Here is a 25,630-nt window from a genome sequence, read left to right as displayed (position 1 = left end):
CGAAAACCGGCCCTCTTCTTCCAATTTGATTCAAATTTTAAGCAAATGTGAGGAATTGAAGCGCAGGCTGGTCTTATCGGGGATTTGATGGGACACGAGCAATGGAACTCTACCGGGCCTGCTACCGCAGCAAAATCAAATGGGACAACATGCGCTTGGCCCTGCCGGATGAAATCGACAAGACCTTGCTACGCATTCGGCGCATCAACCGTCGTGCAGGTGTTACCGGGGCTTTGCTATTGGTCGATCAGCACATTATTCAGGTTCTGGAAGGCTATACCGGACCGGTGCTCGACACAGTGTATTGTGTCATGAACGATCCGCGCCTCCACGACATTGAGGGCATCATTCACGAGCCGGCCGATTACCGGTTGTTTCCGAACTCGCTGATGTTCTTCCGCGATTTGACGGATGGCATTGCTGCATCCCGGCATGCAGAGCTCCGCCCACTCCTTGATCATCCAGGTGAAGTCACCCGCGAAGAGGCGTATCTGGCGCTCAGCCACTTCGCCAAGGAGCTGCGCGAAGGCCGGATGACAAACGACATGTTGATGATCTGAGCCCCGGCCCGATCTCCAAAGAGAACGGTTTGCGGCTGAACTGATCTGGCCATCTCCACTCCGTGCGGATTAGGGTGTGGTTCCCTTTCCTTGGAATCACATTTTCATGCCCGCCGCACGCCCGTCTTTCCAGTCCTTTTCTGCCGGACTGCTCGCCGCAATCGTCGGCTTTGCAAGCTCTTTTGCCATCGTCATTCAGGGGTTGAATGCCACCGGAGCCACGCCCGCCGAGGCAACCAGCGGCTTGATGGCTCTGTCCATCTCAATGGGCCTCTGCGCTGTCGTTGCATCGCTTTGGACAAAGATCCCGGTCAGCATTGCCTGGTCGACACCCGGTGCAGCCTTGCTTGCTTCCGCCGGCGCAGTCGACGGCGGTTTCGCAGCTGCTGTTGGCGCCTTTGTTGTCTGCGCGGTCCTGATCATTCTGGCAGGCCTGATCCGTCCATTTGGACGCGCCGTTGCAGCGATCCCAAGTCCGCTTGCCAATGCCATGCTGGCGGGCGTCCTTTTCGGGCTGTGTCTTGCTCCGGTGCGGGCTGTTGGCGAAATGCCGGTCTATGCATTGGCGGTAATCCTGACTTGGGCAGTCGCTGTTCGTTTCGCCCGGCTTTACGCCGTCCCGCTAGCCATGGTCGTCACCTTCGGCATTGCGTTTCTGACGGGCGGGTCGCTTTCTCTTGCTGAAACACCTCTGATCAGCAAGCCGATTGTTATCCTACCCGTGTTCACCTTCGAGGCTTTTGTCAGCATTGCGCTGCCGCTTTTCATCGTAACGATGGCGTCTCAAAACATACCGGGCATCGCGGTCTTGAGGGCCTTTGGCTACCAGCCGAACAGCAGCTCACTGTTTACGCTGTCCGGCGTCTTCAGCTTGCTGTCGGCTCCGTTCGGCGGGCACGCCGTAAACCTTGCCGCAATCACGGCCGCCATGTGCGCAGGTGAAGATGCGCATAAGGATCCAGCCGCCCGCTATTGGGCGGCCGTGTTCGCAGGTGTGATCTATGTCCTGTTCGGTCTCTTCGCCGGTCTGGTCATGGCTTTAGTGGCGGCCACACCTGGCATCTTGATCGAAGCCGTGGCAGGTCTTGCCTTGCTTGGCGCGCTTGCGTTTTCAATCGGTGAAGCTACCAAAGAGGCCGAAACGCGAGACAGCGCCATCATCACCTTTGCAATCACGGCCTCCGGTGTCAGCTTCTTCGGGGTGTCCGGAGCATTTTGGGGACTTCTTGCAGGCGGGGCTTTCATGGCACTTATGCGGTTTCGAAAACAGACTTAGGATCAGGACCCAATAGAGCTTGCCCTTCTCCCTTTGGCTCCCATAGTCTTCCAGACGAAACAACCTTGGAGTTCTGTGCCTGTGACGGCGCCCTACATTCTGCAACCCGACCCTTACAATCCCGCTCTCTCGACTTCCGTAACCGGTATCGACCACACCGGTGCCGAGGTCGACACCAGGGTGGTCACCGAAAAACCCCTGACTTTGTTTCTGAATTCTCAGGAAGTGGTCACGATGATGACCATTGGCGATCATCCTGATCTGCTTGCCGTCGGCTATCTCAAAAACCAGAACATGCTGGCACCCGACGATGTCATTACCGGGATCGAGTATGATGACGATCTTGAAGTCGTTATTGTGCGCACCGAGCGCGAAACCAACTTCGAAGACAAGCTAAAGAAGAAGGTCAGGACCTCCGGCTGCGCGCAAGGCACCGTGTTCGGAGATGTCATGGAGGGCTTCGAAACCATCGACCTTCCAAAAGACGCGCGGCTAAAAACATCCTGGCTCTATGCGCTTACCAGGGCGATCAACACAACACCGTCGCTTTATCTGGAAGCTGGCGCGATCCATGGCTGCGTATTGTGCCGTCATGACCAGCCGTTGGTCTATATGGAGGACGTCGGCCGCCACAACGCTGTCGACAAGATCGCCGGCTGGATGGAGCTGAACAAGGTTCCAGCAGAGGATAAGATCTTCTACACAACCGGGCGTTTGACGTCAGAAATGGTGATCAAGACCGTGATGATGGGCATCCCGATTCTCGTCTCTCGGTCAGGATTTACCGCTTGGGGTGTGGAGCTTGCACAGCAAGCCGGTTTGACCTTGATTGGCCGGGCACGCGGCAAGAGATTCGTCGTGCTGTCCGGCTCTGAACGAATAGACTTTGATATGGATCCCGCGCTTGCGGAAGACGAACCCCGTGGATCCGGCCGGAAAGGGAGTGAAAAAGCGGAATGACCCCGGCAAATGCTCGGATCTCCAAAGACTGTGTCCTTGGCTGTGTACTCGCCGGCGGACAATCGCGCCGGATGGGCGGCGGCGACAAGACGCTCATTGATCTTAACGGGAAATCGATGCTGGAGATCATTCTGAACCGGCTCACACCTCAGGTCTCGCAGATTGTTTTAAACGCAAATGGCGATCCGGAGCGATTTGCCCAGTTCCAGTTTCCTGTCGAACCTGATCCGATCGGCGGTTTTGCAGGCCCTCTTGCCGGTGTCCTCGCCGGACTTGGTCACGCACGGCGCAATCTGCCTCACGTCAGTCATGTCGTGTCAGTCGCCGGTGATACGCCGTTCTATCCGGCCAACCTGGTTGATCGTTTCCTTGGAGCGGTTCCCGGCGGTGAACCGGTGATTGCACTCGCCAGCTCTTCTGACAAACTCCACCCGGTCTTTGGTCTTTGGCCGGTCGCGCTCTATAACGATCTGCACGACTGGCTGTCGACGGGACAAAGCGGCAAGGTACTCGCCTTTGTTGACCGGCATGACAGCATCGAAGTCGGTTTCGAGTTGGATCAGGCGACCGGCCTGGATCCGTTCTTCAATGCCAACCGGCCGGATGATCTTGAGACGGCCCGCAACGCGGCGAGCCTTTTGTCCTCATGATATCAACGCCTGTCTTTGGAATTACTGGCTGGAAGAACTCCGGCAAGACGCAACTGGTGACCCGGCTGGTGGCGGAGTTCACGTCGCGTGGTCTTAAGGTGTCTACCGTCAAACACGCACACCACAACTTCGATATCGATCGGCCAGGCGCTGACAGTTACCGGCACCGGGAAGCTGGTGCCGTTGAAGTCGCGCTCGTATCCGGCCGCCGATGGGCCTTGATGCACGAGCTGCGCGAGGAAGAAGAGCCACCGCTTTCAGCAATTCTCCCGCGCCTGGCACCCTGCGACCTGATCCTGATCGAAGGGTACAAACGGGAAAACCATCCGAAGATTGAAGCACGACGCACCGAATCGGCCAGCAAAGGCCCTTTGTCACCGGACGACCCGCACATTTTGGCTGTTGCCGCTGATCATGCAATCCCTGACGAAACGCTGCCTGTTTATGATCTCGACGATGTTTCCGGTCTTGCTGACTTTATAACCAGCCACCTCAGCCTGCAGAGTGTCCAGTCATGACGGCCAAGCCTCTCTTGAACGACTGCTTTCTGCACGACAAGGACCGGCTGAAACACGCCGAGGCACTGGCAATTCTAAAAGACAGGCTTGCGCCGGTAGCCCTGTCACAGACCATTCCCTTGGGCGAAGCGCTCGGCCGGATCCTGGCGCAAGACATCACGGCACCACGCAACATTCCACTCGCCGATAATTCCGCTGTCGACGGGTATGCATTCCGCTTTGCGGACCACGATGAAGCCGGCGGTTTTTTCCGATTGCGCCAGCGTGTCGCCGCCGGTCATGCCTCCAACGAAATGCTTGCACCATGGGGCGCCGCCCGGATCTTCACCGGTGCCGTCATGCCGCCGGGCGCTGACACGGTCGCCATGCAGGAAGACTGCGAAACCCACCGCCAGGACGGCGAAGATTTCGTCATCGTGCCCCAAGGCCTGAAGAAAGGTGCCAACTGCCGGAAGGCCGGGGAAGATGTTGCCGAAGGCACGAAGATACTGACCTCCGGGCACCGGCTTAAACCCCAGGACCTCGCAGCGATTGCATCAACCGGGCTTGCCAAAATTACGGTCTATCGAAAGCTCAAGGTTGCGCTCGTTTCAACCGGCGATGAATTGCGCCGGCCTGGCGATCTGATCACCATCGGGGATGTCTACGATTCCAATCATTACTTGCTGAAAAGCCTCACCGCAGGATTGCCGGTTGAGATCGAAGATCTGGGGATCTTGAAGGACGATGCCGGTCTGGTCGAACGCACCCTGGCGGAAGCATCAAAGACGTTCGACATTATCCTGACGACCGGCGGGGCAAGCCGCGGTGAGGAAGATCACATGCAGACCGCGCTGGAAAAGCTTGGCCAGCGGCATATGTGGCAACTCGCTATCAAGCCGGGCCGGCCAATGATGTTTGGCCAGATCGGAAACTGCGTATTTCTTGGACTGCCCGGCAACCCGGTCGCGGCCATGGTCTGTTTTCTGCTCTATGGCCGCCCTGTCCTCAGTGTTCTGGGCGGTGGCGGTTTTGTCGAACCGCAACGATTCCAGGCCCCGGCTGACTTCGAGGTTCCAAAGAAGAAACCGGACCGCCGGGAATTCTACAGAGGCATCCTCGGAATAGACGAAAACGGCAAGACGATCGCCCGCAAATTCGACCGCGATGGCTCTGGTCTCATCACAGGGCTGCGGGAAGCGGACGGGCTGATCGAGATCCCGGAAGACGCAACATCGGTAAAACGCGGTGAGCTGGTCACCTTCCTGCCGTTCTCCGGTATGGGCGTTGTGTAGGAGCGCCGTCCAAGCGCTCCCACTTCTTTCAGAAGTCCCTTAGAAGGTGTACGGCCAGTCGGCCGCGACGAAGCGGTAGCCATCGCCCTGTTTGGCGAGATAGCCAAAACCCGGGAACGGGATGTGCATTCCGGCAAACATCACCCTGTCGGCCGAAACCTCATCGAAAAACTTCTTCCGGGTTTCAATTGCCTGCGCTGGATCAATATCAAAGGCAATCGCCCATTCCGGGTTCTCGAATTGATACGTTGTTGCGTGAATGATGTCCGCCGCAATGATCAGCTGTTCGCCATTGCTTTCGATCACAAAACCGACATGTCCGGGCGTGTGACCCGGCAAGGCCTTCGCAGTGATACCCGGAAAGAGTTCCTTTCCCGGATTGAACAGTGACTGGGTGGACTTGTAGGCATCTGCGCTTGCGCGAGCCCCTAGGAAAAACGGTTTGAACTGCTCGGGCGCTGCGTTCATTGCTGCATCATCGTACCAGAAGATGTTATCCAGCTCAGGCAGCAGCAATTCAGCATTCGGGAACGCCTTTTTGCCGGTCGGTGTTAGCACGCCGAAAAGGTGGTCCGGGTGCATGTGGGTTATCAGAACCGCATCGATCTGTTCCGGTGTAACACCAGCTGCGGACAAAGCACTGCCGAGATGCCCAAGAGTTGGCCCCATCTTGTCGGATGTGCCCGCATCGATCAGCACCAATTTGTCGCCGGTGTTTACGAGATAAGCGTTCACCGGTCCCGTGAGCGCTTGGCTCTCAATGAACGCCGCCTTACGCAGCTTCGCCGCAGTTTCTTCCTCATAACCGACAATCAGTTCTGGACCTAGTTGCAGGTAACCGTCGAGGAGCGCCGTCACTTCGAAATTACCGACCTTGCGCCGCAACGCACCTGCCATCGGCGACCCGGCCAAAGGCGCTGCTGCATGTGCTGTTGCCGGGACCAGGCTCAAAGCACTTGCCGCGCCAAGTGCAGCACCGCCGGTCATGGCGCCGCCCAAAAAGCCGCGCCGGTTCATGGAAATTGTTTCAACGGTCATACCTGTTCTCCAATGCCGTTCTGCCAATCCGCCCCCCGAAAGAGGCCGTGCCCTTTAATTGATTTATTCCTCTGGATTTTAAAGCCGGAGATTATTTATAAGAACCAGAAGCTCGTCTTATGAATAATCTTCTCTGGCGTACCTGGAGGCTGAAATGGACAAATTGAGCGCGCTCAGCAGTTTTGTGAACGCGGTGAGACTGGGCAGCTTTTCCGCGGCCGCAACGCATCTTGGCGTGTCACAACCAGCGGTCAGTCAACAGGTCCGAAGCCTGGAGGACACGCTCGGAACGCGGTTGATCAACCGCACGACCCGGCGCTTGTCGTTGACCGAGGCGGGTGAGCGTTATTTCGCCTATGCCAGTGACATTCTGGAAAAGCTCTCCGAGGCGGACCGGTCGGTACAAAGCAATGAAGCCCAAATGAGTGGCCGCCTCACCGTTAGCCTGCCGTACGCCTTCACCGAGCCGGAGCTGGCGGGCTTCCTCACTAAGTTCAAGGCGGCCTATCCGAACATCTTGTTCGACGTGCAACTGTCGGACGCCATGGTGGATCTGCAAAAGGAGCGGATTGATGTCGCCATACGCATGGGGCATTTGCGTGACGACCGGTTGATCGTCAAGAAGCTCGGCGACATGAAACGATGCCTTGTTGCCTCACCAGACTATCTGAACCGGAGGGGACGCCCCGAAACACCGGAAAATCTCAAAACGCACGACTTCCTGCTTTATCCGCATATCGCTGAAGCTGGTTCCATCGAGCTCGTCGGCCCCACCGGAAAGGCAGCCAAAGTTGCTGTGTCGCCAACAATGGTGATCAACAATTCTGCGGCCCTCCGCCGTGCAGCGATCGCAGGATTGGGCATCTCCACCGCTGTCACCTGGCTCTCAGCACCACACTTTGGAACAGGCGAACTGGAACTGATCCTTGAAGACTGGTCCTATGGTGTTCATCCCATCCACGCAGTCTATCCATCGTACAGGTTTATTCCGATGAAAGTCCGCCAGTTTGTCTCGGACCTTCAAGCACATCTGGATGGGCAGCAGGCCTTCGCAGACCCGACTGCCCATTTGGCTGCAGCGGAATAAAGACGTCAAACCTCATCGACGGCGACGACCCATGTCTCCTTGAGAGCATCGGCCTCCCAAGCTTGCCAGGCGTCAAGCCCGCGCAAGGTCTGACTGTATCTCGCGGCAACAGACGCATCGCTGAGACCGTATGTGTCAAAGCGGCTCACAACCGGCGCATACATGGCATCGGCAATTGTGAAATCGCCGAACAAAAACGGTCCGCCAGAGGCCTCGAGACACTCATCCCAAATCTGAAGGATCCGGGCGACCTCCGCCTTGACGGCCTCGCTGACGGATCGCTGTCCGGCGGGGCGGCGCATGTTCATCGGACATTCGGCTCTCAGCGCCGGAAAGCCTGAGTGCATTTCGGCCGAGATTGATCGTGCGCGCGCACGCTTTCTCGGGTCCGCCGGCCAAAGCCCCGTCTCTGGTTCACAATCGGCAACATACTCAAGGATTGCCAGGCTGTCCCAGACCGTAAGATCACCGTGCTTCAGCACAGGAACTTTCATACTTGGCGAAAAGTCACGAAACTTCGGATTGCCGTTCTCAAAGTCGAAAGGAACAAGTGTTTCCTTGAACGCAATGCCCTTGTGCCGCATGGCGATCCAGGGCCGGAACGACCAAGTCGAATAGTTCTTGTTCCCGATGAAGAGTTCAAATTCGGCCATCTGCTCCGCCCGCTTTCAAATCCGCTGCCAGATTGTGTCATGAGATACGACCGGCAAACTGTGCCGGGCGATAGTGTCCTAACGGCACCCAGCTGCCGCATCAAATTGAATAAGTTCATCAATCCCATAAGGAAGTCTCATGAATGGACGACGGCAAGCTGTTTGATAAGTGCTTTTCGACTTAAGGCGGATAGAACTTCCGCAGTAATTGACCGTTGACACCGTCCCCAAACGCCGGCCGTTTGCCCAAAACGCGACAGCCCTGCTTCCCACACGGCCGCGAAAGATAATTGTCTCGATATTGGGCAAAACCAAACAACAATGTTCGCCAACCGCTCAGCATTTCCCTACGGCATGCCAATTTGGATCAAAAAAAGGCAAATTTCCGCTGTGTTTTTTTCATGGGCATGCTTGAAATTTGGATCGAAGTGTATGGAATAGGGCCTTCGGGCAAAATGGCGGGACGAACCCGCCTGAAACCCAAACAAAATACTAGGGGAATCAATATGCGTTTTGTGCGTATGGCCGCAGCTGCGGTTGCAGTCCTGGCCACGGTTGGTGGCGCAACTGCAAAAGACTGGTCCAAGGTCCGCATCGGAACTGAGGGCGCCTACCCTCCGTTCAACTCCCTGACCGCTGACGGTCAGCTTGTTGGCTTCGACATCGATATCGCCAACGCTCTTTGCGAAGAAATGAAGGTCGAGTGCGAATTCGTCACTCAGGACTGGGACGGCATGATCCCGGCACTGCAGGCTGGCAAATACGACGCCATCATCGCGTCCATGTCGATCACCGAAGAGCGCAAGCAGAAGGTCGACTTCACCAACAAGTATTACAACACCCCGCCGTCAATCGGTGTTCCGAAAGACACCAAGCTGACAGGTGTTACCAAGGAAGACCTGAGCGGCATTCTTCTTGGTGCACAGTCCTCCACGACCCACTCCAACTATGCCGAAGCACACTTCCCGGATGCCGAGCTGAAGCTGTATCCGACTGCTGATGAGTACAAGCTGGATCTCGAAAACGGCCGTATCGACGCTGTGATCGAAGACGTTGTGGTTCTGTCAGACTGGCTCGCAACCGACAACGGTGCATGCTGTAAAGTTCTGAGCACGCTGAAATCCGATCCGGTCATCAACGGTGAAGGCGCTGGCATCGCGCTCCGCAAGGGCGAAGATGAGCTGAAAGATAAATTCAACGCAGCGATTGAAGCCATCCTTGCGAACGGAAAGTACAAAGAAATCAACGATAAGTACTTCTCCTTCGACGTATACGGCGGCTAATCTGATCGCGGTGTGAAAACCTTTGAAGCGTGGCGCGGATCTCCGGGCCACGCTTTATCGTGAGGTGGTCCTCACGCTGCCAGCCAAAGGGGCGGCTGGAAAAAACAACGACAAAACAGAAAGAAGCGCCGGCTCATGAATGAAGCTTTGACGCTGTTATCTTTTGGGGAACAAGGCTGGGGTGACACGATTGCCTCAGGTGTGCTGATCACCGTATCGCTGGCGCTCGCAACCTTACCGATCGGGCTTATCCTTGGTTTTCTAATTGCACTGGCCAAAAAATCGTCCGAACCCAGCCTCAAGCTGGCGGCCAACATCTACACAACAATTTTCCGTGGCCTTCCAGAGCTCCTGACCCTGTTCCTCGTCTATTTCGGCGTTCAAATCGCCATCCAGGAATTCATCAAGCTGCTCGGCTATGACATCTATTTCGAGGTCAACTCGTTCGTCGCAGGTATGGTGGCGCTGTCTTTGGTGTTTTCCTCCTATGCCTCCGAAGCCTTCCTGTCCGCGTTCAACGGCATCCCGCAAGGCCAGTATGAAGGCGGTTACGCTCTCGGCCTGTCGCGCTACAAGACAATGCGTTTTATCATCCTGCCGCAGCTGATCCGCCTTGCCTTGCCCGCGCTCGGAAACCTCTGGCTGATCCTCTTGAAGGAAACCTCACTTGTCTCCGTCATCGGCTTGGCTGACCTTGTTCGCGAAGCCGGAATTGCTGCACGTGTGACCAAAGAACCGTTCCTGTTCTTCGGGCTGGTGCTGGTGATCTATCTCCTTCTGACCATGATTTCCTCTGTGGGGCTTCTCCGCATTGAGCGCTGGTCCAAACGGGGAGATGCAGCAAGATGATCGCAGCCAATCCCTCAACCGGCATGACACGCCCGCCACCACCGCAGAAAAAGTGGACCAACCTCCGGATTGCCGGCCATGTGCTGATGGCGCTTTGGATCCTGTCCGGTCTCTATCTGCTGTACTTTCTTGGCTCGAACGTCGCGAGCCCGTTCTTCCAGAAATACTGGCCGGAATATGTTGATGGTTTCATCGTCACGATCCAGATCGTCAGCGTCTCACTGGTGCTGGGGGCGCTGCTGTCGGTGCCGATTGCAGCCGGGCGCGCGTCAAAACTGAAGATCTTCTCCTGGCCGGCCTATGCCTATGTGAACTTCTTCCGTGGCACTCCACTGCTCGCACAGGCGTTCATGGTCTATTACGGCTTTGGGTCTTTCAGTGAGGAACTGAAAGCCGCCGGCCTCTGGTGGTTCTTCCGGGACGCCTGGTACTGTGTGATCTTTACGTTCTCACTGAACACGGCAGCCTATCAGGCCGAGATTTTGCGCGGAGCGATCCAGAACGTGCCGAAAGGCCAATGGGAGGGCGGCGAAGCGCTTGGACTCTCCCGGAACGTGATTTTCTTCAAGATCATCCTGCCTCAGGCCTTGATGGTCGCCTTGCGGCCCTATGGCAACGAAATCATCCTGATGATCAAGGGATCGGCCATTGCCTCGATCGTGACAATCTACGATCTCATGGGCGAAACCCGCCGTGCCTATTCGCGGTCCTACGACTTCCAGGCTTACATCTGGGCGGCGGTTGCCTATCTGTTGATCGTGGAAACGCTGCGCCGGATCTGGGACAAGATTGAAGCACGGCTGACCCGGCATTTGAAGCGATGAGCCCCCTCACCGCTTCTCCAATTCTTCACTATTGATAAACCCGCCCGTCAGGTCTCGGCCCCGGGCGTGGTGATGGAGCCTTTCATGTCCTCACACAAACCACCGCTTCACGCTGACACGCTCCTCGCCCATGGCGGCGGAGGGTTCGATGCCGCGACCGGGGCTGTTGTGCCTCCCATTCCGGTGGCAACAACATTTGTGCGGGACGAAAACTACGCCTTGATAAGCGACGGGCACCTTTATAGCCGGGACGACAATGACCTCTTCCGCAAGACGGAAAATCTGCTCGCAACGCTGGAAAACGGCGCGGGAAGCCGGCTGTTCTCTTCAGGCATGGCCGCAGTTGCAGCTGTTGCGCGTGTCGTAAAACCCGGCGGCACTTTGATGGCCCAATCCGGGATTTATTGGGGAACAACGCTGTTCCTGCGCGAACATTGCGCCCGCAACAACATCGCACTGGTTGAGTGCGATGCGAGCGATCTCGCCACCTTCAGCGACGAACTGGCGATCACCAAACCCGACCTTGTCTGGCTTGAGGTTCCAAGCAACCCGTACCTCAAGGTCGCCGACATCGAGAAAGCCGCGGCACTCTGTAAAACAGCTGGCGCACTGCTTGCGGTCGACGCCACAGCCGCGACCCCGTTGATCTTAAAGCCCCTCACACTTGGAGCGGATCTGGTCATGCATTCGGCAACAAAAGCGCTGAACGGACACTCCGACCTGCTTGGCGGTGTCATCACCGCACGCGATGCCAAGTCCGAAGCCTGGGACTTGATCAAGGCGGAACGCAAGATGGCCGGTGCCGTGATGGGGTCGTTCGAAGCCTGGCTGCTGCTGCGGGGCCTCAGAACCCTGAGCCTCCGCGTTGAACGCATGAATGCCAACGCACAGGCTTTGGCGGACCACCTTGAGACACACTCGAAGATCGAGAAAGTTCTTTATCCCGGGCTTCCCGGCCACACAGACCACACGGTTGCCAAGGCACAGATGGCGGGCGGATATGGATCTCTGATGTCCGTTCAGACCAAGGGTGGCAAAGAGGAAGCGCTCAAAGTCACCGGAGCCCTGAAGCTTTTCCAGCGGGCAACATCGCTGGGCGGTACGGAAAGCCTCATCGAGCACCGCCGTTCGATTGAAGGCGAAACCTCCGGCATTCCTGGAAACCTCCTGCGCCTTTCGCTTGGCATTGAACATATCGATGATCTGATCGCCGACTTCGATGCGGCACTGAAGACGATCTAACCCATAATCCTGGGAAAACCAGACACATCAGTCGCAATAGGCCGTTGATCCGACACATATTGAGAGGAGGACGCGCATGATCACACTCGCTCTTGCTGTTTTCTTCTTGATCATCACTCCTGGGCCCGGCGTCTTGTCGGTAGCAGGCGTTGGATCTGCGTTCGGTTTTGGTCCCGGCGCTCGCTATATCGGCGGACTGTTTGTCGGCACAAACCTGGTTGCGATCGCCGTCGTGTCTGGCATGGCGACTGTAATCCTGGCGAACGAAAACATTCGCGCAGGTCTGCTGATCGCCTCGGTGCTTTACCTCCTTTACCTCGCCTATCGAATTGCCTTCGCAGGAACCCGTATTGCGTTCAAGGAGGCACCAAGCGCGCCCGGTTTTTTAGCAGGCGTCACGCTCCAGTTGGTCAACCCCAAGGCCTATGCCGTGAACACAACCTTGCTGACGGGATTTGCTTTTTTGCCGTCGAGTTTGGTCGCCGAAACTTTACTCAAGTTCCTGATTATGAACCTGATCTGGATCCCGATTCATTTTGGTTGGTTATATGTTGGAATGACGATCCATCGGCTTAATCTCGCCCCGCATGTGCAACGGCGGGTGAACATCGCCATGGCAATTTCAATGTTGATTGTGGTCGGTCTCGCGTTGCTTGCGCCCAAATAACCCGCCGCAACAAAAAGACTGCTCTACTCATTCCTGCATCATCGAGCGGAGCCAGCTGATAAAGCTCTTCAGGGCGGGTCGCTTTACGCCCGGTCGGGTGACCAGATGATATCCGGTTCCCGGGTAAACACCCTCTTCAAAGAGCACCTTCAAATTGCCGGCATCAATGTCTGGCTGAATGAAGGTTTTTGCGGTCGCGGAAATGCCTTCTCCCCTTCGGAGACCTTCCAACACCATATAGCCAGGCAAGTGGGTGACGCTCAGCTTGTTTTTTGGAACGACACCCTGCTTTTCCAGCCAGAGAGCCAATTCGTTGGTCCCGTATTCCTGGAGCCAGGGAAACTCCAGAATGTCTTCCGGTTTATCCATTTTCCGGTCGCCGATTAGACAATTCGCGCCGACAACCACAAAATTCGTTGCCAAGAACAATTCGGCCTCCAGTCCCGGCCAATTGCCCCTCCCGAAGCGAATGGCAAGATCAGTACCGCCCGGCGCCAACTCAGTCACATCAGCGCTGGGATTGAGCATCAATTCAATATCGGGATGCTTATGCCGGAAATCATTGATCCTTGGCATCAACCAACTCACTGCAAATGAGGGGGTCATCGTGATGTTCAGCGGGCGGGCCTCTCCGCTCGTGCCAATGGCCTCAACGGTTTCGCCGATCGTTTCAAACCCCTTCCGAAGGCCCTCATAGAGCTGCCGTCCTTCGTCTGTGAGATCAATTCCACGCCCTGCCCGAGTAACGAGCGGGAGGCCAAGGTGTTTCTCCAGAGCCCGAACCTGCTGGCTGATCGCTGCATGTGTGACGTTCAACTCGCGTCCGGCAGCGGACAGGCTTTTGCTTTCTGCGACAGTTGCAAACGCGCGAAGGCTGTTGAGCGGGGGCATATTGCGCCAATCCATATATTAGTTTTCCTTACATATCAAAAATCTTCCTGACTCGCAAAAGAACGCATGAAAGCGCACATTATCCTCAGTCAACCAGACAGAAGGATGTTAGATCATGTTTAATGTTTATGCCCGTTCTTTCTTTGAGGCAACACGCTTCACACAGAACACACGCCCTGATCCTGTTACTCAACAGCACCAGGATCAGCAAACGGCTGCAAGAACACGGCACACACGCTTGTGGCGTCGCGGCCCGTATTGGATCTGAGCGGGTTACTGACAAGTCCACCAAGATGCCCTAGAACTTTGCCGAACAATTGAACACCGAGGCCCGGTCCAAGCCGGGCCTTCGTCTGCATGGGGAGCAAAATCATGGCAAAGGTGGCATTTATCGGTCTTGGGGTCATGGGATACCCGATGGCCGGGTTTTTGAAGACCAAGGGCGGCCATGACGTCACGGTCTACAACCGCACAACTGCGAAGGCAGAAAAATGGGCGGCAGAATATGGTGGCGCGTTCGCGAAAACCCCGCAGGAAGCGGCTGAGGGGTGTGATTTTGTCTTCTGTTGTGTTGGCAATGACGACGATTTGCGGTCTGTCACGACCGGTCCGGACGGCGCGTTTCACAGCCTCACGGACGGCGCGGTTTTCGTTGACAACACGACAGCTTCCGCAGAAGTCGCCCGCGAACTTTATGAGGCGGCCAAAGCAAAAGGCTGCGGATTTATCGACGCACCTGTGTCGGGCGGCCAGGCCGGTGCTGAAAACGGCGTTTTGACCGTAATGTGCGGCGGGGATCAAGATGTCTTTGACAAAGCCAAACCGGCTATCGATTGCTTTTCCAAATTTGTCGGCCTGATGGGCCCGAGCGGCGCCGGTCAGCTCACCAAGATGTGCAACCAGATCTGCATCGCCGGTCTGGTTCAGGGACTATCTGAAGCCGTCCACTTCGCCGAAAAGGCGGATCTGGACGTGGAAACAGTCATCTCCGCCATTCGCGGCGGCGCAGCACAATCCTGGCAGATGGAAAACCGCTGGGAAACCATGCGTGACGGCAAGTTCGATTATGGTTTTGCGGTCGACTGGATGCGCAAGGACCTGGGTATCTGCCTGAAAACCGCCAGCGACACGGGCGCCCGCCTGCCGGTCACCGCGCTGGTTGACCAGTTTTACGCAGAAGTGCAAGCCATGGGCGGAAACCGGTGGGACACCTCCAGCCTGGTTGCCCGCTTGCGGAACGCTGACAAAAGCTAAGTCAACGTGTCCCGCCGCCCAAAACCATCAGGTGAAGACTGGTCTCTCGACCGTGTTCTGGACACCTTGACGGCCTTGGGCTCAGAAAAAAACCGCGCCGGCATGGCGCGGTTCGGCATTGATACGTCCAGGGCCTTCGGCGTTCCAATGGCAGAACTTCGCCCCCTGGCGCGGCGCATCGGCAAACAGGAAAGCCTGGCCGATGAGCTTTGGGCCAGCGGATATCATGAAGCGCGTCTGCTCGCTATTTTGATCATTCCACCAGTGAACTTGACGGATGCGCGCGCCCTGCATTGGCTGTCCGAAATCAGGTCCTGGGACCACAGCGATCAGTTGACCAACGTCCTTGCACGGCGCGAAGGGTCAGACGCCTTGATCGCGCCCCTCGCCGCCAACGAGAAAGAGTTCCTCCGGCGTGCAGCCTTCGCGCTGATCGCTTGGCGGGCCGTTCACGCCAAGAAATCCCCGGACACCGAATTCCTCAGCTACCTGCCACTGATCAGAACAGCTGCCAGCGACCCCCGAAATTTTGTCTGGAAGGCGGTGCATTGGGCCTTGCGCCAGATCGGAAAGCGGTCTTCCAGTTTGCACGGCCCTGCCCTTAAGCTTGCCGAAGAGCTTTTTGAAGATCAGAACAAAACCGTGAAGCGGGTCGGACGCGAAGCGTTTCGGGAACTGAACTCCGACAAGGTGCGCCAGCGCCTTTCAATCAGCAAAGACTGAGTGATCCGCTTTACCCTCTGCTCCGTTACTCGGACACAGCTTCCTGCGCAATGGCGTCAAGCAGCGCGTTGATGTCACCGATCGCGGCTTTCGACGCGTCTGACCCGGTTTCGGACAAACGGCGGAACCCGACCGTGACGGTGCCTTCCGCTCCCGGTGTGTCGTAGACGAACAATGTGTAAGGGCAATAGGCGATGTTGGCCGGATCGGCTTCCATCACTTTTCGCGACAGATCCGCAGAGCAGAACAACATCGCCTGGGCGTTGGCATAGATCTGTTTTGTTCCCCCGACATCGTCGGACGTGCGCGCCAGCATGTCGCCAATATGGGAGGTGTAGTCGATGACGAGGCCGCGGTTGATGATCGCGTTTTCAAGCCCGAACCGGACATCTTCGAAGCCCGCCTCAACCGAATAGGCCGTTACGCCGTCCGGAGCATCTGCCTTGTCAGCCGCGTCGGCCGTTGCAGTGCCGACAAGCCCAAACGCTCCAATCGCGATGGCGGCAGCTGTGGTAAAACCCGTTTTCATACCATCCTCCCAAGATAGTTTTATTTTTTGGGAGGATACGGCACGATCACGGCCAGAGCCATTGATACATCTCAATTTCTGAATGTTTTATTCTGTCCGGCCTAGACTTCGACCTCGACCGTGCCAATCGGATTGGAGCAACAGGCAAGGATGAAGCCATCCTCGACGTCCTCATCGCTGATGCCACCGGAGTGCACCATATGCACGTCGCCGGACACTTTCTTGACCTTGCAGGTACCGCAAACGCCGAACGTGCAACCGGACGGAATGTTCAGCCCGGCCTCCTTGGCAACAGCCAAAACCGTATCCGTCTCAGAACACCAGGCCGACACGTTGGAGCCGGTAAAGACGATATGCGCCTTGGTGTCTTCCTGCGGGACCACGTCGTCGAACTCGGTGAGCTCTTCCTTGGTTTCCGCCGGAGCCTGGAAGCTTTCCTGGTGATACCGGTCCATGTCGTAACCGAGCGCATTCAGGATCTCACGCACACCTTCCATGAACCCTTCAGGACCGCAGCAATAGACATCGCGTTCCAGATAGTCGTTGCACATCAAACCAAGCATCAGTTGGTTGAAGTAACCGCGATAGCCGGTCCAAACCTCGTAAGGATCGCTTTGATTGACCACGAAATGCAGCTGCAGACCGTTGGTCCGGCACGCCATATATTCAAGGCGCTTGCGGAAAATCAGCTCTGCCGGCCGGTTGGCGCACTGAATGAAGCAGATGTCCGGCTCTTCACCACGCTCGAACAACGTGCCCGCCATCGACATCATAGGCGTCACACCAGATCCTGCGGAAATGAACAGGAATTTGCCGTCAGGATTAGACGGTAAATGAAACAGGCCCGCAGGCCCAAAGGCCTTGATCTGCATGCCAGGAACCAGATGACCAAGCATCCAGCGCGTCCCGATGCTGCCTTCCTGTGCCTTCACAGTCACGGACAGATAGGCCTGTGTGACTGGCGATGATGAAATCGTGTAGGTGCGCTGCACGTTTCCGCCGGGAACCGGCAGGTCAAGCGTGATGAACTGGCCGGCCTTATAAACGAAGCGGTTGCCGGACGGCGGGCGGAATGTGAAGGTCTTTACGTTCGGTGCCTCCGGCAAAACGTTCACGCATTCCAGCATCTCGGCATCGGTCCAGACAGGAGTGTCCTTGTCCGGCATCGGGATCATCGCCATGACTTACTCCGCCGCCACACGAAACCGGCGCACCAAACCCTTTTCAAGGGTCTGGGCATACCAGTCGACAAACTGGATCACGCCGCTCTCCTGAACAGGAGAATATGGTCCGGGTTCATAGGCCGGAGAGTTGATACCAATCTGGTTCTCTTCGACAATTTGCCGGTCTTCGTCGTTGGTGTGCACCCAAACCTCGGTCAGCCGCTTCAGATCATAGTCGACGCCTTCCTGGGCATCCTTGTGCACCAGCCACGTCGTCGTGACCCGTGTTTCCATCGGCCCGACCGGGAGCACGCTAAAGGTCAGGACACTGTCGGAGAGGAAGTGGTTCCAAGTGTTTGGATAATGGAAAAACAGGCAGGTTCCGGCGTTGTCGAACGGGACAGATCCAACCCGGCGGGAGACCGCAGCCTTGCCGTCCATCGTGTAGCTCACCGCGTCCCCAAGGAATGGAATGCGGACGAACCGCCACTGTTCGCCGTCGTTGATCACGTATTTGGCAGGCAAGCCGGCTTTTTCGCAGCGATCGACATGCGCCAAGCCCACATTGGAACTGCTGGAATCGTCTCCGCCAACAAGGTTCGGATCGTCAGAAAAGGTCCGGCAGAGTGACGGGTGCGAACCGGAGCAGTGATAGCATTCGCGGTTGTTCTCAAGTACCAGCTTCCAGTTGGCCTTCTCTGTGATCGTCGACTGATGTGCCACCTTGAGGTTAGAGAGGTCATGCGGCCCAAGATATCGGGAAGCTTGAGCCTTGAGGTCAGAGATGTCGGGGGCAACGTCTGCAAGGCAGATGAACACCATGCCCGACACATCGGCGCAATGAACCGGCTTCAATCCGTGATTTTCAGGCTTGAAGTCTTCTCCCATCTCCCGCGCCCACAAGAGCTTGCCGTCAAGCTCATATGTCCACTGGTGATAAGGGCATACGAGCTTCGGAGAACTTCCCTTGGAAGCCGAGCAAATGCGGCTGCCGCGGTGCCGGCAGGAGTTATGGAAGCTGCGGACCTGACCATCCGCGCCGCGCACGATGATGATCGAATAGGCGCCGAATTCGAGCGTCACGTAATTCCCGGTTTTCGGCAATTCCGCAGATGGGATCGCAAACACCCACTCCTTGTGCCAGATGTGTTTCATGTCCGCCTGAAACACGTCCTCGTCGGCGTAGAAGGCCTGCGGCAGGGAATAGCCGGGGGTCCGGGACATGAGAAGCGAAAGAATATCAGCGTCGCTGTGCATTCTGCATCATCCTGTAAAAGCCATTTCTGGTGGCCATTGATCTGGCGGATAATTGACGCGCAATTGTGATTTTACATAGCACAAAAACGGCATGATTTTATCCAAGTAAGACGTGCTGCAAATTCAGTCAGCTGTGCCGCTTTTCTAGATATCTTTCACTATCCTCAAAGCGTCATAGATTGCCGCATGTGTGTTACGGGCAGCAACCGCATCGCCGATCCGGTAGAGCGCGAAGGCCCCGTTCGGATTCGCGCCTTGCGGCTGAGACCGGCCGAAGATCAATGCGTCCTGATCGACCGCGCCCAGGTTGGTCGAATTCGGTTTCAGCTCAAAATAGAGCTCATCCATCGGAACAGTGCCGTGATTCACGACAATCTGATCAAACTCTCGCTCCTCGGTGTGAGCCGAGTAGTCCGTTCCAATCACAGCTGCCAATTGGTTGCCGGACCGGCGCACGCTTTTTAGGCGATAAGTCACCGTAAAGCGTACATCCTTGTCCTGAAGCGCACGCATATAAGGCACCAGGTTCATCGCCATGACATCGGGCGCAAAGGACCGGTCCGGGGTCATGATCTCAACATGTGCCCCTGATGCTGCAATCATCTCTGCGGCCTGCAAGGCTGGATGATCTCCGGCATCGTCATAGACCAGCACCCGCCTGCCCGGCTTAACGTCACCCGCGATGATGTCCCAGGCCGACACCACCAGATCATTTCCATCACCAAGCACATCAGTGTGTGGCAAACCTCCAGTCGCAATGATGACTGTGTCCGGGTTTTCAGATTCGATATCAGAGCTTTCTGCAAATCTGTTGAAGTGAAATGTGACCCCGCGATTGGAACACTGCTGCAAACGCCAATCGATGATGGAGATCATCTCCCGGCGCCGTTCGGACTGCGCCGTCAGCCTGATTTGACCACCAGCATCGGGCGCCGCTTCAAAGACCGTAACGTCGTGACCACGTTCACTGGCAACACGTGCCGCCTCCAAACCGGCGGGCCCTGCTCCAACAACAACGACCTTTTTCTTTTCGTCCGCCGGCGGGATCTCATGCGGCATGGTCAGTTCACGTCCCGTCGCCGCGTTATGGATGCACAACGCATCACCAGCCTGGTAGATCCGGTCCAGGCAATAGGTCGCCCCGACACAAGGACGGATATCGTCCTCGCGCTTCTCCGCAATCTTCTTCACGACCTGAGGGTCCGCCATGTGGGCGCGGGTCATACCCACCATGTCGAGCAGACCTTCGGCGATCGCGTGGCGCGCAGTGGCCACATCCGGGATTTTCGCTGCGTGAAACGTCGGCAGTCCGATTTCCTTCTTAACCCGCCCGGCAAAATCGAGATGCGGCGCGTTGCGCATGCCTTGAACCGGAATAACGTCTGTCAGGCCCGGGTCAGTATCGATATGCCCGCGGATCACATTCAGGAAGTCGATCTTGTCCGTTGCCTTCAAGCGCCGGGCTATCTCCAGGCCCTCGGTCTCTGTGATCCCGCCCTCAAGGTCTTCGTCTGCGGTGAACCGGATCCCGACAATAAAATCATCGCCGACCCGGTCACGCACTGCATCAACCACTTCCATCGAAAACCGCATCCGGTTCTCCAAGGAACCGCCATAAGGACCGCCGAGTGTGTTGGTAACCGGGGACCAGAACTGATCCATGAGATGGCCATAGGCCTGCAGTTCAATGCCATCCATGCCGCCTTCTTTCATGCGTTCTGCGGCATCGGCATAATCTTGAACGATCCGGGTAATGTCCCAGTCTTCGACCTGTTTCGGAAAGGCCCGGTGGGCAGCTTCCCGCTCATGGCTAGATGAGACAGCAGGCAGCCAGTCTCCCTTGTTCCAGTGGGTCCTCCGGCCAAGATGGGTCAGCTGGATCATCACTGCGCAGCCATGGTCATGACAGGCATCGGTCAGCCTTTTGATCCAAGGCACCACCTCGTCCTTGTAAGCCAGGATGTTGTTGAAGACCGGTGGAGAGTTGCGCGACACCGCAGCAGATCCGGCCGTCATGGTCAGGGCGACACCGGCCTTGGCCCGCGTTTCGTGATAAGCCCGGTAGCGGTCCTTCGGCATCCCGTCTTCAGGATAGGCAGGTTCATGAGAGGTGATCATGATCCGGTTTTTCAAGGTCAAATGTTTCAGCTGATACGGCTGCAGCAACGGATCTTTCGACATGCCTCTCCCTCTTGTGCGCATGCCCGCGATGGTCGCGGAATGCCCTCAGTTAAGGCCGCATGGGCTTCTTTGAAAAGCCGCAAAAACGACATTTATGTCGGATTTGAAAACATAGGTGTCAATTTTGCTTGTTTCTGCGGATTTGCGCTGATAACGGATCAGAATGAACACGGATCTGATCAGCAAAACATCGGGATGGCGCGGCTCCCGCGACATTTGGGTCCAGGCGGCATATGAAGCGCTTTTGGATGGCGGTATTGACGCTGTAAAGGTGATGCCCCTTGCTGACCGGCTCGGCCTGTCACGCACCAGTTTTTACGGCCATTTTTCCAACCGGCAGGATCTCCTGGACGCGCTGATTACACTTTGGCAAACCAAGAACACGGGAAATCTCGTCCAGCAGACAGAGGCTTACGCTGAGACCGTCACAGAAGCGATGCTGAACATCTTCGATCTGTGGCTAATGCCGGAACTGTTCGATTCCCGCCTGGAATTTGCCGTCCGCAACTGGGCGCACACCGACCCGCAGCTGGCAAAACTGCTCAACGAGGCTGATCAAGTGCGCGTCGAAGCTTTGGAAGCTCTGTTTTTGCGGTTCGGCGATGCACCGCAATACGCAAGTGTGCGGGCAAACACTGTTTATCAGACCCAGATCGGCTACATCTCGATGAAAGAAGACGGGCCGTCCGAACCGCTGGAACCACGCCTCGCGCGCATGCCCCACTACGCTGAGATTTTCACCGGCAAACCGGTCTCAGACGCGGAAATCGCCCGCTTCCGCGCCCGGCATCCACTTGTTTGACCCGTAAAGACCTACACATCCGGCTGAAGATTGCAGTCTCTCCCCCTATTGATAGGAAGCCTGTTTTCGAACCAAGAGATAGATCTGGATCGAAACAATCAACATCAGCAGCGGCAGAAATGCCGAAAGATACCTGGCCGCTTCGACTGTTTCGGCAACTTGCCCATCACTGAACAGCATCATTTGAACAAGAGGGGCAATCCAGAGAAAACCAGCTGTAATCTGCAGGTGCGGCGGCCAACTTGGCACAAGCTGAAGGAGCAATAGCAAGCTGGCACTGATTATCAGCCAGTCGTAAAACAAGAAAGATGGCGATGCCGCAGCCATGGCCATGAGACACACTGGCACTGCAAACTTCCGCGATATGGTCCTGGCGACATACCAAATGCCTCCCCCGCATAGGACCAAAGCCAGGATTTGCGCCCAAACCCTGTAGTCGCTTGAAAACCATAGCTTTCCAAGCGACTGACCGACTGTGATCATACCAATATAAACTTGGTTGAAATGACCGGATCCGGATCCATCGGTGAAAGTGCTGATATAGTTTGCCCAGACGGGCCAGCCAAATCTGAAAATTGACAGGCTGATCAATGCTGTGGTGACAACCGCAGCTATCCAAAACGTACGCCAATCTTTCTGACCAATCAGGAAGACCGGAATGAGAAGCCCAAATTGCGGTTTGATTGTCGCCGCCGCCAGCGCTAGTCCGCTCAACACAGGCCGGCTGACACTGTTCACCAGCGCGTAGGCGATCAGGAAGATGACAATTGGCGAAATCTGGAGCAAGACCAGGGAACTGTAAGAGCCATAGACGAGAAACGTAAGAACATATGGACTGAAGCCAAGCCTCAAGTGCGCAACCCTGACGATCCCGTAGATAGCGATAAGGTTCACAAGAAGCACAACCACTCGTGCCATCTGATAAGGCAGGAAAGCCAAGAGCTCGAAGATAAGCAAGGCATGTGGCGGATTGAGAAAAAGAAGGCCCCTGTTCAGTTCCGAAAATGGCTGAATGAAAACAGCTGGATCGTATACCAGATCTGCCTGGCCGCCCTTCGCCAGATCTCCTGCCCGGTAGAAAGCCAAAAAGTCTTCCCGCCCGATCCGGTCAAGGCCGCCAAGAAAGTCAAAAAGACCCTGGCTCTCTGTCACGAAGAGAGAGAGGACAGCAATGGCCGATGTAACAACAAAAAATAAAAACAGCGGCCCGCCAAAGTTATTATTGAGCGCATCAGCATTTAGTGCGTTCAGGTATTGAGCCCGCACGGCCCTCATCACCCGAAAAAAAGACCCCATAAGCCGATCCTTGAAATGCTCTTAATCGCCCGAGAATTCATCTGAAAAGAAACACGTCAGCCAAGAACCGCTCAACAGTAATTTGATAATGGCAGCTGACACATGGTGAAAATATGCCGGTCATATTTCAATTTAAGCGCTAAAGCATCTGGCGAGCCTAATTATCCTTTTCAGCTTTCGGCTTTTCGGTCGCCACATAAGAGAGCGGCAGTGCAGTCGTATTCTTGATCTGCTCCATCGCGAAGGTGGTCGAAACGTCGGAGATATCGATCTTGGCGATCAGGCGTTTATAAAACGAGTCGTAGGCTTCGATGTCCGGCACCGCGACCCGCAGGAGATAGTCCACTTGCCCCGCCATGCGATAAAACTCGACCACTTCGGGAAACTCCTGAATGACGTCGGCAAATTTCTTCAACCAGTCTTCAGAGTGTTGGCTCGTGGTGATCGCAACAAACGCTGTCACCTTTGCGTTGACCTTGGCCGGATCGAGCAGCGCCACCCGGCCCGTGATCACACCGTCTTCTTCCATCTTCTGGATGCGGCGCCAGCACGGCGTGGTCGACAGCCCAACCCGACGGCCAATTTCGGCAACGGGCACGGTGCAATCTTCCTGAAGGATGGAGAGAATACGGCGGTCTATACGGTCGATCATGGTTTTGCCTGAGAAAACGTGGCGTCACCAAGCTTTGGGACGCCCAAAATGACAGGATTCTTTTTGCCTGCCGGGTCCAGATCCCGCAATACCGTTCTACATAGGGGGAGTGCAAGAGAAATTGAGATTTCTCTTCCAATAATGGAGCTGAATTCGCTTGAAACAGCGCATTCTCAGTGCAATTTCCACGATCTGATAGAAATTTATTCGAATTTCGGACGGAGACCGGTATGACACGTTTGCATCTTGGCACAAAAGCGATTGTGGCCGCCGCATGTGCTGTCCTCCTTCAAATGACTGTGTTGAGCAGCGATGCGCAGGCGCTGGAGGCCTCTCCATTGGTCAGCGTCGATTGGCTTGAGACCAATCAGGACGATGACGACCTGCTGATCCTCGACATTCGCTCCCCGCTCGCCAAATCCGGCAAGGACGATTACCTCAAGGGCCACATTCCAGGCGCTGTGTGGAGTGAATATCCGGGTTTCTGGCGCACCTCGCGCGGCGATGTGACTGGCGTTCTGCCGTCTATTGAAAAGCTGGAGGCTTCGCTGTCTGAACTCGGCGTTCATGAAGACCGGACCGTCGTTCTGGTTCCGGCGGGAACATCTCACCTCGATTTCGGAGCCGCGACCCGGATCTACTGGACCTTCAAGTATCTCGGCCACGACAAAATCGCCATTTTGGATGGTGGCCATAACGCTTGGATGAAGGCAGGAAAACCGCTGGAAAGCGGGAATGTCGTACCTGAGGGCGACATGTTCATTGCCGAGCCGCGTCCCGAGCTGCTGGTCTCCACCGACGATGTGGCGTCCCTTATTGGCGGGGATGCCATTCTGCTCGACGGACGGCCGCTGGCACAGTTTGAAGGCGCTGAGAAGCACAAGGATGCCACCCGCTCCGGTCATCTGCCGGGCGCAACCCACTTCGACCAGGCAAAGTTCTACGACACTGAAAGCAACCAGTTGAAATCACGGGAAGCTTTGGCCTCGCTGGCACAGGATGCCGTGTCCGGCTCTGACACACCGGTCGTCTCTTACTGCAACACAGGCCACTGGGCCGCAACAAACTGGTTTGTTTTGAGCGAGCTACTCGGCCAGGAGAATGTCGCCGTTTATGACGACAGCATGGTTGGCTGGAGCCAGCAGAAGGATCTGCCGATCTCAAGCCCAAAAACGGCAACGAACTAAGACTTTTCCCCTGGGGCTGGCACGGCATCAACAAGTGTGCCGCCCCTCACCTTACGCCCGGCCCAACAGCCGGGCGATTTCTTTTTGAAGGACCGGCAGCAGCTCGGCTTCGAACCACGGGTTCTTTTTCAGCCAAGCATTATTGCGCCAGGACGGGTGCGGCAACGGCAGGACAAGCGGACGGTTAGACTGTCCACTTTCTTGAAAGTAGGTTTTCCATGCGGCAACGGTTTCCGTCAAAGATCCCTTGCGCGCCTTACCCAAGTGGTAAGCCTGTGCATATTGACCGATAACCAAGATCAATTCGATTTGCGGCATGGCTGCAAACAAACGGTCGTGCCAGACTTTCCGGCATTCCGGCCGCGGCGGTAAATCCCCGCCCTTGGCATCCAGTCCAGGAAAACAAAAGCCCATCGGAACGATTGCAAGCAGGTCCGGGTCATAAAAGACATTTTCCCCAATCCCCATCCAGGATCGTAGCCGGTCACCCGATGGATCTGTAAAAGGGCGTCCGCTCTTGTGCACACGGGTTCCAGGTGCCTGACCGCTAATGCAAATCCGCGCCTTCGAAGACGCTTGCAGAACTGGCCGGGGCTCGTGCGGCAATGGCGCCTTTTCAGGCGTCTCGACGCAAATCCGGCACCCACGCACTGCGTTTGCAAGAGCTTCAATTTCTTGGATTTTCGTCAATTCAATCAATGCCTTAATTTTAGCGATCCGGTTAACCTTTTGCTTACCACAATTCTAGGGACGATCTTAAGGAATGGTGAGTCAAAACAAGGAAACAAGCATAATCGAAATAACCAATTGAACA

26 protein-coding genes are annotated in these 25,630 nt (G+C 56.0%); 16 read left to right on the top strand and 10 right to left on the bottom strand.

Annotated features, from left to right (window positions below):
* Positions 1-101: 101 nt before the first annotated feature.
* The 6 genes from SADFL11_RS04005 to SADFL11_RS03980 all read left to right on the top strand — a co-directional run bounded on the left by SADFL11_RS04005 (position 102) and on the right by SADFL11_RS03980 (position 5,238).
* Positions 102-560 (top strand): BLUF domain-containing protein, encoded by a 459-nt coding sequence (locus SADFL11_RS04005; RefSeq protein ID WP_008192786.1) that lies wholly within the window; start codon positions 102-104, stop codon positions 558-560.
* Positions 561-666: 106 nt separating this feature from the next.
* On the top strand, positions 667-1,836 hold the full coding sequence (locus SADFL11_RS04000) for a benzoate/H(+) symporter BenE family transporter (RefSeq protein ID WP_008189414.1): 1,170 nt from the start codon (positions 667-669) through the stop codon (positions 1,834-1,836).
* Between the two features lie 81 nt (positions 1,837-1,917).
* Positions 1,918-2,796, top strand: a complete 879-nt coding sequence (gene fdhD / locus SADFL11_RS03995) for a formate dehydrogenase accessory sulfurtransferase FdhD (RefSeq protein ID WP_008190848.1) — start codon at positions 1,918-1,920, stop codon at positions 2,794-2,796.
* Complete coding sequence (gene mobA / locus SADFL11_RS03990) at positions 2,793-3,446, top strand: molybdenum cofactor guanylyltransferase MobA (protein ID WP_008195929.1); 654 nt, start codon at positions 2,793-2,795, stop codon at positions 3,444-3,446. Before fdhD ends, mobA begins: the two co-directional genes overlap by 4 nt.
* Positions 3,443-3,964: a molybdopterin-guanine dinucleotide biosynthesis protein B gene (mobB, locus tag SADFL11_RS03985; RefSeq protein ID WP_008188764.1), complete on the top strand. Its 522-nt coding sequence runs from the start codon at positions 3,443-3,445 to the stop codon at positions 3,962-3,964. The genes mobA and mobB overlap by 4 nt, the downstream gene beginning before the upstream one ends.
* Positions 3,961-5,238: a molybdopterin molybdotransferase MoeA gene (locus SADFL11_RS03980; RefSeq protein ID WP_008197032.1), complete on the top strand. Its 1,278-nt coding sequence runs from the start codon at positions 3,961-3,963 to the stop codon at positions 5,236-5,238. The genes mobB and SADFL11_RS03980 overlap by 4 nt, the downstream gene beginning before the upstream one ends.
* Before the next feature lie 39 nt (positions 5,239-5,277).
* Here SADFL11_RS03980 and SADFL11_RS03975 read toward each other — a convergent pair whose 3' ends face one another.
* The gene (locus SADFL11_RS03975) at positions 5,278-6,276 is read right to left on the bottom strand and encodes an MBL fold metallo-hydrolase (protein WP_050775951.1); all 999 of its coding nucleotides are present in this window, start codon (positions 6,274-6,276) and stop codon (positions 5,278-5,280) included.
* Positions 6,277-6,430: 154 nt separating this feature from the next.
* On the opposite strand from SADFL11_RS03975, the gene SADFL11_RS03970 reads away from it, so the two are divergent.
* The gene (locus SADFL11_RS03970) at positions 6,431-7,363 is read left to right on the top strand and encodes a LysR family transcriptional regulator (RefSeq protein WP_008192740.1); all 933 of its coding nucleotides are present in this window, start codon (positions 6,431-6,433) and stop codon (positions 7,361-7,363) included.
* A gap of 5 nt (positions 7,364-7,368) precedes the next feature.
* On the opposite strand, the gene SADFL11_RS03965 is transcribed toward SADFL11_RS03970, so the two are convergent.
* Positions 7,369-8,016, bottom strand: coding sequence for a glutathione S-transferase family protein (locus SADFL11_RS03965; protein ID WP_008192920.1), 648 nt, complete (start codon positions 8,014-8,016; stop codon positions 7,369-7,371).
* 506 nt (positions 8,017-8,522) lie between these two features.
* Here SADFL11_RS03965 and SADFL11_RS03960 point away from each other — a divergent pair.
* The 5 genes from SADFL11_RS03960 (at position 8,523) to SADFL11_RS03940 (ending at position 12,881) form a co-directional block, all read left to right on the top strand.
* Positions 8,523-9,299, top strand: a complete 777-nt coding sequence (locus tag SADFL11_RS03960; RefSeq protein WP_040452127.1) for an ABC transporter substrate-binding protein — start codon at positions 8,523-8,525, stop codon at positions 9,297-9,299.
* Between the two features lie 135 nt (positions 9,300-9,434).
* A complete protein-coding gene (locus tag SADFL11_RS03955) occupies positions 9,435-10,148 on the top strand; it encodes an ABC transporter permease (protein WP_008189881.1) in 714 nt (237 codons plus the stop codon).
* Positions 10,145-10,972, top strand: a complete 828-nt coding sequence (locus SADFL11_RS03950; protein ID WP_008190950.1) for an ABC transporter permease — start codon at positions 10,145-10,147, stop codon at positions 10,970-10,972. The genes SADFL11_RS03955 and SADFL11_RS03950 overlap by 4 nt, the downstream gene beginning before the upstream one ends.
* Before the next feature lie 84 nt (positions 10,973-11,056).
* On the top strand, positions 11,057-12,214 hold the full coding sequence (locus SADFL11_RS03945; RefSeq protein WP_040452128.1) for a trans-sulfuration enzyme family protein: 1,158 nt from the start codon (positions 11,057-11,059) through the stop codon (positions 12,212-12,214).
* Between the two features lie 76 nt (positions 12,215-12,290).
* Positions 12,291-12,881: a LysE family translocator gene (locus tag SADFL11_RS03940; protein WP_008196573.1), complete on the top strand. Its 591-nt coding sequence runs from the start codon at positions 12,291-12,293 to the stop codon at positions 12,879-12,881.
* 27 nt (positions 12,882-12,908) lie between these two features.
* Here SADFL11_RS03940 and SADFL11_RS03935 read toward each other — a convergent pair whose 3' ends face one another.
* Entirely contained in the window at positions 12,909-13,787 is an 879-nt protein-coding gene (locus SADFL11_RS03935) for a LysR substrate-binding domain-containing protein (RefSeq protein WP_040450673.1), read from the bottom strand.
* 357 nt (positions 13,788-14,144) lie between these two features.
* Here SADFL11_RS03935 and SADFL11_RS03930 point away from each other — a divergent pair, with 357 nt between their 5' ends.
* Together SADFL11_RS03930 and SADFL11_RS03925 are read left to right on the top strand one after the other, a co-directional pair.
* Positions 14,145-15,026: an NAD(P)-dependent oxidoreductase gene (locus tag SADFL11_RS03930; protein ID WP_040452129.1), complete on the top strand. Its 882-nt coding sequence runs from the start codon at positions 14,145-14,147 to the stop codon at positions 15,024-15,026.
* Positions 15,027-15,032: 6 nt separating this feature from the next.
* On the top strand, positions 15,033-15,749 hold the full coding sequence (locus tag SADFL11_RS03925) for a DNA alkylation repair protein (RefSeq protein WP_008190318.1): 717 nt from the start codon (positions 15,033-15,035) through the stop codon (positions 15,747-15,749).
* 25 nt (positions 15,750-15,774) lie between these two features.
* Here the strand turns inward: SADFL11_RS03925 and SADFL11_RS03920 are convergent, their stop codons facing one another.
* The 4 genes from SADFL11_RS03920 to SADFL11_RS03905 all read right to left on the bottom strand — a co-directional run bounded on the left by SADFL11_RS03920 (position 15,775) and on the right by SADFL11_RS03905 (position 20,879).
* Positions 15,775-16,278 (bottom strand): DUF302 domain-containing protein, encoded by a 504-nt coding sequence (locus SADFL11_RS03920; protein ID WP_008188856.1) that lies wholly within the window; start codon positions 16,276-16,278, stop codon positions 15,775-15,777.
* A gap of 101 nt (positions 16,279-16,379) precedes the next feature.
* Positions 16,380-17,459, bottom strand: coding sequence for an FAD-binding oxidoreductase (locus SADFL11_RS03915; protein ID WP_008191429.1), 1,080 nt, complete (start codon positions 17,457-17,459; stop codon positions 16,380-16,382).
* A 3-nt stretch (positions 17,460-17,462) separates the two neighbouring features.
* A complete protein-coding gene (locus tag SADFL11_RS03910) occupies positions 17,463-18,698 on the bottom strand; it encodes an aromatic ring-hydroxylating oxygenase subunit alpha (protein ID WP_008191081.1) in 1,236 nt (411 codons plus the stop codon).
* Between the two features lie 144 nt (positions 18,699-18,842).
* Positions 18,843-20,879, bottom strand: a complete 2,037-nt coding sequence (locus SADFL11_RS03905; protein WP_008190096.1) for an NADH:flavin oxidoreductase — start codon at positions 20,877-20,879, stop codon at positions 18,843-18,845.
* A 163-nt stretch (positions 20,880-21,042) separates the two neighbouring features.
* Between SADFL11_RS03905 and SADFL11_RS03900 the strand changes: the two genes are divergently transcribed.
* A complete protein-coding gene (locus SADFL11_RS03900; RefSeq protein ID WP_008196913.1) occupies positions 21,043-21,681 on the top strand; it encodes a TetR/AcrR family transcriptional regulator in 639 nt (212 codons plus the stop codon).
* A 45-nt stretch (positions 21,682-21,726) separates the two neighbouring features.
* Here the strand turns inward: SADFL11_RS03900 and SADFL11_RS03895 are convergent, their stop codons facing one another.
* Positions 21,727-22,977: a glycosyltransferase family 87 protein gene (locus tag SADFL11_RS03895; RefSeq protein WP_040450675.1), complete on the bottom strand. Its 1,251-nt coding sequence runs from the start codon at positions 22,975-22,977 to the stop codon at positions 21,727-21,729.
* A 157-nt stretch (positions 22,978-23,134) separates the two neighbouring features.
* On the bottom strand, positions 23,135-23,626 hold the full coding sequence (locus SADFL11_RS03890) for an Lrp/AsnC family transcriptional regulator (protein WP_209002827.1): 492 nt from the start codon (positions 23,624-23,626) through the stop codon (positions 23,135-23,137).
* A gap of 233 nt (positions 23,627-23,859) precedes the next feature.
* Between SADFL11_RS03890 and SADFL11_RS03885 the strand changes: the two genes are divergently transcribed.
* Positions 23,860-24,816 (top strand): sulfurtransferase, encoded by a 957-nt coding sequence (locus SADFL11_RS03885; protein WP_008190688.1) that lies wholly within the window; start codon positions 23,860-23,862, stop codon positions 24,814-24,816.
* Between the two features lie 51 nt (positions 24,817-24,867).
* Here SADFL11_RS03885 and SADFL11_RS03880 read toward each other — a convergent pair whose 3' ends face one another.
* Positions 24,868-25,515 carry a uracil-DNA glycosylase family protein gene (locus SADFL11_RS03880; RefSeq protein WP_008195036.1) on the bottom strand — a complete coding sequence of 216 codons (648 nt, stop codon included), beginning with the start codon at positions 25,513-25,515 and terminating at the stop codon, positions 24,868-24,870.
* Between the last annotated feature and the right edge of the window lie 115 nt (positions 25,516-25,630).

It is taken from the genome of Roseibium alexandrii DFL-11 (genome assembly GCF_000158095.2).
Lineage (GTDB): Bacteria > Pseudomonadota > Alphaproteobacteria > Rhizobiales > Stappiaceae > Roseibium > Roseibium alexandrii.
The sequence above is the reverse complement of the archived record's forward strand: the minus strand, read 5'-3'. Positions and strand labels throughout refer to the sequence as shown.